Here is a 12,027-nt window from a genome sequence, read left to right as displayed (position 1 = left end):
TTCAGATTTTATTTAAGTCCACTATACATCAAAATGACTTTAATCGATAAATCATACAAAAAAATCCGCACGATTTCCCGCGCGGATGATTACTGATTCGGTATTACAGCAAATCGCTGAATTCATCTTCTTTTTTTTCTTTATGAGACGGTACATAGACTTCGATATTGTCTATTGCTTTGTCAATCATCGGCTGGAAGTCTACTGCACTTTCAAATTTCTTGACTGATTCGAGCGACGGTTTTGTTTTTGGCGCTTTCGGTTTAAATATCGTACAGCAGTCTTCAAATGGCAGAATCGACGTTTCATATGTCCCCATGTTTCTGGCCATTTTAACGATTTCATTCTTTTCAAGCGTCAGCAGCGGCCGCAGTACAGGCAATGATGTCACTTCATTGATTGCATACATGCTGGTTAAAGTCTGTGAAGCGACCTGACCGAGGTTTTCACCGTTAACAACTGCTTCCCCGCCAATTTTTTCAGTTAATATTTCTGCTATACGGAGCATAATTCGGCGCGTCGATGTCATCGACAGATTATCCGGGATTTTATCGTACAGAGTTGTCTGGAGTTCGGTAAACGGAACGATATGCAGTTTAATATCAAAACCGGTTCTTTCGCTCATTATGTCTACCAGCGCTTTCACTTTGTTCGTCGCTTCCGGGCTCGTATACGGCGGTGAATGGAAATGAACTGCTTCAATTTCTACACCGCGGCGCATAATATCGATACCGGCAACCGGTGAATCGATGCCGCCTGACAGCATTAATAGTGCTTTACCTCCCGTGCCGAGCGGCAGTCCGCCGAGTCCCTGAATCGTTTCATAATACATATATATGGCATCTGGTCGAATTTCAGCAAGTATTTTATAGTCCGGCTGTTTAACGTTTACCGTTAAGTGAGATGTGTGATCAAACACGTGATCACCGAGCAGCTGCTGCACACCGTAAGTGTCTAAATGATACTGCTTATCTGCACGTTTCACTTCGATTTTAAAAGTTTTGCCGGCTTCTATTTCATTAGCAAATTTCAAAGCAGTTTCTTTCATCGCATCATCCGTTTTAGCCAGCTTAACGACTGGTGACATGCTTAAAATACCGCTGATGTGCATTAATTTATCTATTATTTCATGCGGGTCTTCATCGTTAATAACGATGTATGCCCGGTCTCTGTTTGCTTTAATTTCTACATCAAATGATTTCAGCGCCTTGTTCATTCTGTCTCTCAAAGCACGGACGAACATCATTCTGTTTTTCGTTTTCAGCGTCAGTTCACCGTAGCGTATTAATATATGATCAAACTTCATTTTAGTACATCTCCTAATTCTTCATAAACCTCTTTTAAGGCAGTAATCAGCTGTTCGACATCTTCTTCAGATGTTGTCCGTCCCATTGAAATACGGATGCTGCCTTCGATCACTTCATCACTGTTGTGTAAAGCCAGCAGCGTTTCGTTTAAAGTCGCAAGTTTCGATGCGCAGGCACTTGTCGTAGATACCGCAATGCCTCTCTTAGACAAAGCATTCACAACAACTTCACCTTTAGCGCCGATAAATGACACATTCACTATATACGGTGCATCTTTAGGCTGAACATACACTGCTTTTAAATCCTTAACTGCTGCTCTAATTTTTAAATTATAATCCTTCAGCCGCTGATTCACAAGACGCGCTTCTGACAGCGTCAGACGCAGTGCTTTCGCCATGGCCGCAATCGCCGGTAAATTCACAGTGCCGCTTCTGACATTGTACTCATGTCCGCCGCCGTATTGGACCGGTTTTAGAGTCGCGAGATCTCTGACGAATAGTCCGCCGGCACCTTTGACACCATTAAACTTATGGGCGGATATACTCATTGTATCTGCACCATTGTAATCGATATCTGCTTTACCAATGGCCTGGGTGGCATCGACGTGAAAATGCACTTTTGGATAGTCTTGTAAAATAAGTATAATATCCTGAATCGGCTGCACACTGCCAATAATATTATTCACAGCCATAACCGTTACAAAAACAACATCGCTGTCCATCAATGTTCTTAAATGGCTGAGGTCAACTGTCCCGCTCTCTGTTGTTTTTATATATTTCACAGTAAAACCGTCCTGCTTCATCTCTTCGAGTACATTTACGATACTCGGATGCTCAAGTTCACTCGTTAAAATTGTTTTCCCGAACGGCTTCTTTCTTCTCAGCATACTCTGCAGCGCGATATTATTACTTTCAGTTGCACTGGATGTAAATACAAGATCATAATTTTTTAAATCCATTAAATCGAGTATTTGACCGCGTGCTGCTTCTAATAATCTCGCAGCATCTTTACCGCTCTGGTGAATACTTGCAGTATTATAAAAATATCTTTCGCTTGTCATCATATATGTCTGCAGCGCTTCTTTAAAGGGCGCCGTTGTCGCTGCATTATCAAAATATATCATCGTCGATCACCTCTCACATAAAATGACTTAGGATATGACATATCCTAAGTCATTTTGTTAATTTGTATCAAATTGTTTTTCAATTTTCCCTGCACTGCCCGGTTCTGCACTTTCGACTGCATCTTTTGCAACATCAAGTGCACGTTTATAACGGTTTTCTTTAAACAGACGCTCAGCTTCATTTAACTGATTGTTTAAATCCGGATCCGTACTGCGGAATCTGTTGCCGTACTGAATCATCAGCTCAGTCAGCTGTGAATCTCTCATTACGGCGTATGCTTCCTGTTCGAATTTATTCATCATTAAAACAGTATCGTTCACTTTGGCTTTAACGTACTCGACGTTTAGCGGACGGCGGCTGAAGTAGTTATCAATTTCTCTGATATTCATTTCAATTTCATGCTTCATAACGATAAACTGCTCAGGCAGCGTCACTAAGTTGGATGACATCAGTTCGCGGTATACTTTTTCCTTGCGGTCATTAACATAATTAATGTTTTCACGCGCTTCTGCATCATCTTCACGCAGATTAACCAGGTGCTCCTGGATACTGTTTTGTTCTTCGTGAATGGTATGTGCATTGTTTTTTAAATAGTCGATGTTATCGACAATCGCACTGTAGCGTGTCGTATTTTTCTCAGTTTCATCAATCATATCACTGTAAATCGTAATCAGATTTTCAATTTCATTTTCATAATTCATGACTTTTTGAACATCCGACTCATCGATATGATACTGTTCCTGAATATAATCGATTTCGGTACGCAGCGTATAGTTCAATGCTTTAGCATTAAACAGTTCGTCAGTAATAACATCTTTTTCACCGTCGAACTTATTCTTAGCAGTCACTTCATGTTCAACCAGTGCATACATATCATCCAGTTCATCATGAATATTTTCTAAAATAGAGTCTGCTTCTTCTAATTCAAGTTTAGCAACAAGCGGTTCTACACGGTTCAAGTTGCTCTTTAATGTAGACAATCTGTTTTCCACTTTAATATGATCCAGGTCGTAACCCTTAGCACGCAAGTCTCTGCAGCCGTATCGCAGCTCCTGGAACTGCTGTGGCAGTTCCTTTTGCACTTCTTTAATCAAGAGCGGAATTTCTTCCATATTGTCTTTTAAGTTAAGCAGCTCATTGTGCGTATTAAAAATAAATTCATTGGCACGGAGATAATCCCCGTCATTTACCATTTTTTCGTACTTAGCCATTTCAGGTTCATATGCTTTAATCACTTCTTCAAGCGGCTTTTTAGCATCTCCGAACTTATGGCCGTTCGCAAGCACATCACGCTTTGCTTCACGATACAAACGTTCGCTTTCAATATTTTCGGTTTTCCCCTGCTCAACAGATTCCATGAACTTTGCTACTTCTTCAGTCAATTCATCGTACTTATTTTTAATGATATTTATATTCTCGCCAGCGAGTTCATTATCATTTGTACTTTTTGCAAATCTGAATTTTTCTACGTTTACTTTCGACTGTTCAAGTGCATTTGTTGCATGTGTACTATGAGTATTTAATGTTTGGTTCCATTCATCCTGCCAGTTGTTGTAAAGCGTTTTTGCTTCACCATGCAGGTTGTAATTTTTTAATTTTACTAAATCCAATTTAAATGGAAGCTGATTGACTTCATGCAGTCTGCTGTATTGCGTTTCGATCATTTGTGTCTTTACAGATCTTAAGTACAGCAGTACAGCTGCTGTCACGATGACCAAAATGATAATCGCGATTAATATATACACCCACATACACTTAACCTCCTAGATATACACTCAATTATAGCTCAAAACGTTGTGTTCTAAAACATATAAATGTATAATTCTTTAAAATCACACTATAAAGAAGCGCATGGGGGCATAAAATGTTTACTAATATAGAAATAAAAGATTACGATACATTAAATAAGATGCTGAAAAGCTTAATCGAAGACGAAACTGACAGAATTGCCAACCTGTCTAACGCTTCGAGCCTGCTTAATTATTTTCTGAAAGATATAAACTGGGTCGGCTTCTATTTATATGATGAAAGTTCAAACGAATTAGTCCTCGGACCTTTCCAGGGATTGCCTGCATGTGTCCGTATAGAAAACGGCAAAGGCGTTTGCGGTACAGCATTCCGCGGCAATGATATTTTTATCGTCGATGACGTGAATGAGTTTCCGGGTCACATCGCCTGCGATGCGAACAGTAAATCTGAAATTGTATTGCCGCTCTACAAAGACGGCAAAGGTATCGGTGTACTCGATATCGACGCCCCAATTTTAGAACGCTTTACAGAAGAAGACAGAAGCGGCTTAAAAGCATTTGTTGAGACTTTAATCGACTATATTTAACGTTGACAAACAGACTAGGAAGATGTAGAATATATTATTGTGTAAATGAACAGTATAAGTAGCGGATAGTCATTGTGAGTAAGTATGCGGTCCCCGCGGTTGGTGTGCTGCGTAACCAATGCTATGAGGTGAAGGCACTTTAGAGCGTATACCCTGACAGGAGATTATACCCCTTATGATGTTTTTTGCATATACTATAAAACATAAGGAGGAGCTAATATGGCTCGTTTTACAGGTTCAATCTGGAAAAAATCACGTCGTTTAGGAATTTCCCTAACAGGCACAGGCAAAGAATTAGAACGCCGTCCGTACCCACCAGGTCAGCACGGTCCGACACAAAGAATTAAATTATCAGAATACGGTATGCAACTGCAGGAGAAACAAAAACTCCGTTACATGTACGGTATCAACGAACGTCAATTCCGTACTTTATTTGACCGTTCAGGTAAAATGAAAGGTGTTCACGGTGAGAACTTCATGATCCTGCTTGCGACTCGTTTAGATGCAGTCGTTCGTGCTTCAGGACTTGCACGCACTCAGCGTCAAGCACGTCAATTAGTTAACCACGGTCACATCACTGTGGATGGCAAACGTGTAGACATCCCTTCATTCATGGTTAAACCAGGACAAGTTATCGGAGTTCGTGAAAAATCACAAAAACTCGATATCATTGCTGAAGCTGTTGAATTAAGCAACTTCACTCCTGAATACCTGACTTTCAACAAAGACAGCTTAGAAGTTACTTTCGACAGACTGCCTGAACGCAGTGAGTTAAATGCCGACATTAACGAACAGTTAATCGTTGAGTACTACTCAAGATAAGCTGAATTTAAAAACACCGAAATCATATTTTATGGTTTCGGTGTTTTTTTGTAATATTTTATTCGTTTTCCCCAAGACTGAATATCACTTTGTCTGTTATAAAATCAAAGTTGTCAGGTTCAACATCTTCATTCACGATGTAGCTTTTATGGCGCATAAGCAGTTTTTGAGTAAAATTTCTCGCCCAGCGTCCATTTGATTTTTCACTATCTTCCAGCTGGTCGTATTCACTGATTACAGTCATTCTTAAGAAATCTTCATTGAATCTCCATTGGCCCTGCAGCATATTGAATACGATATCTGCTACATTTTCTGCAGTATAGGCCGGAAATTCAATCGTATACGGCACACGTGATTTCAGACCTTCATTTGAATGCATAAAACGGAGCATATCTTCTGTATAGCCGGCAAAAATAACAATGAATTTATCTCTCTTATTTTCAAGTTCAGTAATTAAAGTTTCTATCGCCTGCTTACCGAAATCATTTGGACTGTTTTCCATCGACAGCTGATAGGCTTCATCTATAAACAGCACCCCGCCCATCGCTCGTTCTATAACATTTTTTGTATTCTTCTCAGTGTGACCAATATAAGATCCGACAAGATCACTTCGATCGACTTCGATTACTTTATCTTCCGGAATAATATCCAGCTGTTTAAAGAATTTAGCAATCAGTCTGGCAATAGTCGTTTTACCTGTACCCGGCGGCCCTGTAAACATCATATGGTAAGATGAATTGCCGATTTCCATACCGCGTTCTTCAAACATTTTATTAGCCTGGGCTTCTTTAATTAAACCGCTGATAAAGGACTTCACATTATCCAGTCCTGTTAATTGATTTAACTCAGTATACAGCGCCTTCAATCCGCCGTCGCTATTTTCATCTGCACCGAGCATGTTCGTCCAATCCTCATCCGTAATTTTTAAAAAGTCTTCTGAGTCTGCAGTGGATTCAGCTACTCTATTGGATTGTTCCAATATAAGCTTTTCATTAAAATTACGCACGAACCTGGCATTGCTGTTGTCTGATGAACGCCTGTACATTTTCTTTAGTTCCTTACTATACTTTTGATGATCAAATTGGAAATGTTCATGTTCCAGTTCTTTAATGCCGATTTCAGCTAGTTCTTCTGCTGAATAGTCTTCAAAATCAAAATAATGCGGAATTCTCGATTTCAGTCCCTGATTCATAGTAAAGAAATCGTACATTTCTTTCGTATAACCGGCAAAGATGACCATGATTTCATCCCTGTTATCTTCCATATATTTTAATATTGTATCGAGCGCTTCCTGACCGTAGTTCGTCGTCCCGCCTTCAGCGTTTAAAGTATACGCTTCATCGAGGAAAAATACACCGCCATGAGCAGCTTTTAATTTTTCTAATGTCTGCTCTGTCGTTTTTCCAAGATAGCCTGAAACTAGATCTTGTCTGGATACTTCAACAAAATTGCTGTTTTTCAGCACACCTTCTTCATAGAGCACCTGGCCGACCAGTCTCGCTACCGTTGTTTTACCTGTACCCGGATTGCCTAAATATACTGAGTGTAAAGAAGACTGCCTGACTGGCAGACCATTTTCTTTTTTTGTCTGATTCACCCGCGCTAAATTAATAAATTTCTTAACAGATGATTTAACTTCATTTAAACCAGTTAAATTAAACAGTTTCTTTAAAGCTTCCCCTTTTTCAAGTTCCGGTTTGCTGTCTTGATTTTGATCATGTAACTGTTTATTTTCAAAGGTCTGCACGTTCAGCTCCTTTACATTAATATTATCCCCTTCAACGGTATAATTCCCGCTCACTTCAGCTGTAATTAACTCAGCGGCGGTTTTGCTCGTTTCGATATTTAAACTTGAATTGTCTACTTTGATTAACGGTGAATATGGTGAAGTCAGTACTTGAACCTCTGCTGAAGAATTTTCTTTAAGCTGCATTGCAAAATTCGGCTGTGCGATAATAATATTCAATTCTTCAGCTTTAATCACGCTATTCTCATACAGTTCAAAAAAACTGTGAAGTGTTAATCTTCCTGCAGTATTCACTTTTGAGTCTTTGGAGAATATCCCTCGTATTTCACTATTTTCTATCGTGGCTGTACTGCTGTTTAATTCAAGACCAAAACCATTCGTTCTTAAATTTACGATTTTACTATTTCTCATTTCTAATTTTGAATTAAAGAGTCTCAGCGGGTTATCTATTTTATCGCCGGTAATATCACCTTGATTAATCACTATTTTACTGTCTGTAACATACAGGTTCCGCGGATCCGAAGCGTGATAAAAATTATAGTTGACCTTATCTGATACCATCGTTGACTGTTCTTTAATAAAAGCACCATGTCTTACTTTAGTGTTATCCAAAAAGATTTCAGAATTCGTTATGACATAACCGTCTATTTTAGATCTGTGTATAATCCCTTTGCTTTTATTCTTCAGCTCAACAGCATAACTTTTCCCAGCTTTTTTAACTATATAAGCGTCATTCGCTTCAAGTATGCCGTCGTTAATCATCACCGGACTGCCTGAACGATTGCTGCCAACGATAGTAACATTATATAGATTCAGCTTGCCCCCTTCGACGTATATCCTTTCTCCGGCACGTTCGTCAGTTAAGGAAAAATCCAGCGTCAGATTTCTCAAAGTCAATTCACCGTAAACCGACATACCTGCACTGATTTTCACATTCTGATTATCACCGCCGGTAATTTCCAAAAAGCCCGATTTGGGCACAGTTAAACCGTCGATTAATGTATGAAAAGGTTCAGTTTCCGATAAAATGATGCGATCGTTATTTCTAATGGTTTTAAAAATATCCTGAAATATGATTTCACCTTTATTATTGCCTACAAATATATCTTTTCCCATAGAGAGGACCTCCGATTTACAGATTACTATTAATGATATTTATTATACTAAACTTTTCTTTGTACGAAAAATAATCATATAATCTAAAATATGAAAACATAAAAAAAGAGACACCCTAAGGTGTCTCTTTAAAAATGAAAATATTTATTAGACAGCTACAACGTTGACAGCTTGTGGTCCGCGTTGGCCTTCTTCGATTTCGAAAGTAACTTTTTGACCTTCTTCTAATGTTTTATATCCTTCAGCTTGGATTGCTGAGAAGTGTACGAACACGTCGTCTCCTGCTTCTTGCTCGATGAAACCAAAACCTTTTTCTCCGTTAAACCATTTTACAGTTCCTTCATTCATTGAAAAAACCTCCTTGTGCTAAGCACGTGTTATTTTTGCAGTTTTAAATATTTAAAAGAGTTTTTTTTCAAATAATGAACAGAAACTATTTAAACTTTTACTTTAAAAACTACACTCTTAATATACCATGGTCTGACCAATTAGCCAACCTCTAATTAGAATTTTTACTAGCTTTCACATGCCCAATTATCTTTATCTCTGTCCATCTTCGGCTGATATGCCGAATGATTACCGGCGACGCCGTCAGGATATACAGCATTTAATTCTTTACAGTTTGAGAAATATTCAGTTGTCCCTGAGTCCGGCTGAACTTCTGAAGAACCTTCCGGTGCCGGTGCTTCATCAACAGCTTCTTCCTCACTGTTAAACCCTTCTCCGTCTGTATTGACGTAATTCGGAAGCGACCAGATTCCGAGCTGCTTATCTTTAGCATACTGTTCACTTGTTCTGAAATCGTTTAAATAACGCTGCTGTTCGTAAATATAACCGACTCTTGCCAGTCCTTCTTCCAGCATAATTTCATGGACATTGACCCCATCTGCATATAGATACACTAAATGCCTGCCGTAATGATCTGTTTGATCACCCTGATCGTATTCAATATGTAATTCTTCTGCACTGCTGAGCAGTTCGGTCATCCGCGCAGATGCCTCGGGACCGAATGCTTCTACTGGTTTATTAGGATGCACCGTCTCCGGTGTATCAATTAATAGGAGACGCAGTTTCAGCGTATTATTATCGCTGTCCATCACATGCACCGTATCACCATCGACGACACGGTAAAGTGTCACTGCAGTCAGTCCTGCTGTTATAGAAGCCGCTTCTTCTTTAGCCCTCTCCTGTTCAGCTTTTTCTTCTGCTTCCTGTTTAGCTTTTTGTTTCGCCTCTTGTTCAGCCTGAGCTTTTTGCGCTCTTTCAGCTTTTTCAGCAGCTTTCTTCTGAGCAATTTCTTCCTGCTGTTCAGCTTTTTCTTTTGCTGATTTTTCAGCTTCAGCTGCTTGCTGACCTTCTCTTTTTTCATTATTGTCAGCAAGTGTTTCTGCCTTTTCTACAGTCTCAGATTCCGTCGCTGCAGCATTTTCTTCTACATTGCTGCCGGGTAATGTTACAGCGAATAAGAGAAACATAACAAAACCGATAATAAAAGCATTGCGGGAAATCTTCTTGAATTTCCCTTTTTCCTTATATTTCAGTTTATAAAAACGGCTCGATGCCATCGATATAAACATTCCAATCGACACCATGACCCATAGAATCAGGAAGGCTTCATTAATCGATGCGCCTTCGACAACCAGCGCCCGGTTCAGCATTAAAATACCTGATACGCCTAACAGTACAAAAACCGGTTTCCACAGTGCTCTATTATCTACTTTACCGCTCCAGTGTCCCTGCATGGCCAAGCCATATAGAACTGCTGTAGATATCGTTGCAACAAAAATTAATAATCCGAATAAAATACTCATCTTTTCTGCACTCCATTAATAATCATATCTATACATTATACTTGATAAAAAGTATCTGTGAATAAACAATTACTGGAAGTTTTGACCAAGATAGCAATCATTATGATTTTTCATAAAAAGAGACCGCTCTGATTAGAGCGGTCTCTTATAACTAACTGCTTACAGCATTTCTGAAGTTGTTTTACCTTGCATGTGTAATTGAAGGTAATCCGGTCCGCCGGCTTTTGAGTCAGTTCCTGACATTTTGAAGCCGCCAAATGGATGATAACCCACAATTGCACCTGTGCAGTCACGGTTAAAGTAAAGGTTGCCGACCATGAAGTCGCGTCGTGCTTCTTCAATGTGTGCTCTGTTTTTAGTAATTACAGCACCAGTCAGACCATAATCAGTATCGTTTGCAAACTCGATTGCTTCAGTGAAGTTGTCTGCTTTTGCAAAGCCGACAACAGGTCCGAAGATTTCTTCCTGCATTAGACGGTCATCGTGTTTCAGACCTGCGAATACTGTCGGGTGAACAAAATGGCCAGTTTCATTATCAATTTTACCGCCCGCTTTAAGTTCGCCTTCTTCTTTACCAATTTCAATATATTTCTGGATTTTTTCAACTGAAGATTCATCAATAACCGGTCCCATGTAATTATCTTCCTCAGGATTGCCGATTGTTAATTTATTCGTTCTTTCAACTACTTTTTCTACTAATTCATCGTGAACGTCTGACAGAGCGATGACACGTGAACATGCAGAACATTTCTGTCCGCTGAATGCGAATGCTGATTTAACGATCGCATCTGCTGCGAGGTCAAGATCTGCACTGCTGTCTACAACAATTGTATCTTTACCGCCCATTTCAGCAATAACACGTTTCAGGTTAACTTGTCCTTCACGTACAACTGCTGCTTTTTCGTAAATGCTGACACCCACATCTCTTGAACCTGTGAATGATACGAAGGCAGTATCTTTGTGTTCTACTAACAGGTCACCAATTTCACGGCTTGAACCCGGGATAAAGTTAACAACACCTTGAGGCAGTCCTGCTTCTTCTAATACTTCGATAAATTTGTAAGCAATTACTGATGCTTTAGAAGATGGTTTTAACAGCACTGTATTACCTGTTACCAGTGCAGCTGCTGTCGTCCCCGCCATAATTGCAAATGCAAAGTTCCACGGTGAAATTACGAGTCCTACACCCAGAGGAATATAGTCAAATCTATTAAATTCTCCTGGACGTGATTCTACTTTACGTCCATCTTTTAATTCTAAATTTTGTCTCGCATAGTATTCCAGGAAGTCAATTGCTTCTGCAGTATCTGCATCTGCTTCTTTCCATGGCTTACCTGCTTCTTTTACAAGTAAAGCTGTAAATTCAAATTTTCTTTTACGCACGATTGAAGCTGCTTTGAATAATACATCAGAACGGAATTGGAATGATGATTTTCTCCATTCTTTATATGTTTCTTTTGCAGCGTCCATAGCCTGCAGTGCTTCTTTTTCTCCAGCCTGAGACATACGGCCGATTACTTCTGATTTTACAGCCGGATTGTATGAATCCAGTTTTTTATCAGTCAGGATGCGTTCACCGTTAATGATTAACGGATAATCCGATCCAAAGTCTTCTTTAATTGTTTCAAACCCCTTTTTCAATTCCTTGCGATTCTCATCTAATGAGAAATCTGTAAATGGTTCATGTTTGTACGGTATCATAAAATAAATTCTCCTTTGTTTTGGTATATAAATAAAACTTATTAAATTTTTTCCGCATTTTTAA

Annotated in this window: 9 protein-coding genes; 2 read left to right on the top strand and 7 right to left on the bottom strand. The window is 39.3% G+C overall.

What is annotated here, in order from left to right; all coding sequences use genetic code 11:
• Nucleotides 1-103: 103 nt before the first annotated feature.
• From thiI to IEU81_RS00990, 3 genes are read right to left on the bottom strand one after another with little or no spacing between them, the layout of a single operon-like run.
• Entirely contained in the window at nucleotides 104-1,306 is a 1,203-nt protein-coding gene (gene thiI, locus IEU81_RS01000) for a tRNA uracil 4-sulfurtransferase ThiI (RefSeq protein ID WP_186089876.1), read from the bottom strand.
• Nucleotides 1,303-2,430, bottom strand: a complete 1,128-nt coding sequence (locus IEU81_RS00995) for a cysteine desulfurase family protein (RefSeq protein WP_186089874.1) — start codon at nucleotides 2,428-2,430, stop codon at nucleotides 1,303-1,305. Before IEU81_RS00995 ends, thiI begins: the two co-directional genes overlap by 4 nt.
• Nucleotides 2,431-2,487: 57 nt before the next feature.
• Nucleotides 2,488-4,182 carry a septation ring formation regulator EzrA gene (locus IEU81_RS00990; protein ID WP_092600049.1) on the bottom strand — a complete coding sequence of 565 codons (1,695 nt, stop codon included), beginning with the start codon at nucleotides 4,180-4,182 and terminating at the stop codon, nucleotides 2,488-2,490.
• Nucleotides 4,183-4,295: 113 nt separating this feature from the next.
• On the opposite strand from IEU81_RS00990, the gene msrC reads away from it, so the two are divergent.
• Nucleotides 4,296-4,766: a free L-methionine (R)-S-oxide reductase MsrC gene (gene msrC, locus IEU81_RS00985; protein WP_092600046.1), complete on the top strand. Its 471-nt coding sequence runs from the start codon at nucleotides 4,296-4,298 to the stop codon at nucleotides 4,764-4,766.
• 219 nt (nucleotides 4,767-4,985) lie between these two features.
• Entirely contained in the window at nucleotides 4,986-5,588 is a 603-nt protein-coding gene (gene rpsD / locus IEU81_RS00980) for a 30S ribosomal protein S4 (protein ID WP_092600043.1), read from the top strand.
• A 58-nt stretch (nucleotides 5,589-5,646) separates the two neighbouring features.
• On the opposite strand, the gene IEU81_RS00975 is transcribed toward rpsD, so the two are convergent.
• From IEU81_RS00975 to pruA, 4 genes are all read right to left on the bottom strand, one after another.
• Nucleotides 5,647-8,451, bottom strand: a complete 2,805-nt coding sequence (locus tag IEU81_RS00975) for an AAA family ATPase (protein WP_186089873.1) — start codon at nucleotides 8,449-8,451, stop codon at nucleotides 5,647-5,649.
• Between the two features lie 147 nt (nucleotides 8,452-8,598).
• Nucleotides 8,599-8,799: a cold-shock protein gene (locus tag IEU81_RS00970; protein ID WP_092598426.1), complete on the bottom strand. Its 201-nt coding sequence runs from the start codon at nucleotides 8,797-8,799 to the stop codon at nucleotides 8,599-8,601.
• A gap of 167 nt (nucleotides 8,800-8,966) precedes the next feature.
• The gene (locus IEU81_RS00965; protein ID WP_186090765.1) at nucleotides 8,967-10,262 is read right to left on the bottom strand and encodes a thermonuclease family protein; all 1,296 of its coding nucleotides are present in this window, start codon (nucleotides 10,260-10,262) and stop codon (nucleotides 8,967-8,969) included.
• 159 nt (nucleotides 10,263-10,421) lie between these two features.
• Nucleotides 10,422-11,963 carry an L-glutamate gamma-semialdehyde dehydrogenase gene (gene pruA, locus IEU81_RS00960; protein ID WP_186089871.1) on the bottom strand — a complete coding sequence of 514 codons (1,542 nt, stop codon included), beginning with the start codon at nucleotides 11,961-11,963 and terminating at the stop codon, nucleotides 10,422-10,424.
• Between the last annotated feature and the right edge of the window lie 64 nt (nucleotides 11,964-12,027).

Source organism: Jeotgalicoccus aerolatus (assembly GCF_014635205.1).
Taxonomy (GTDB): Bacteria; Bacillota; Bacilli; order Staphylococcales; family Salinicoccaceae; genus Jeotgalicoccus; species Jeotgalicoccus aerolatus.
This window is presented reverse-complemented; position numbering and strand designations above follow the sequence as displayed.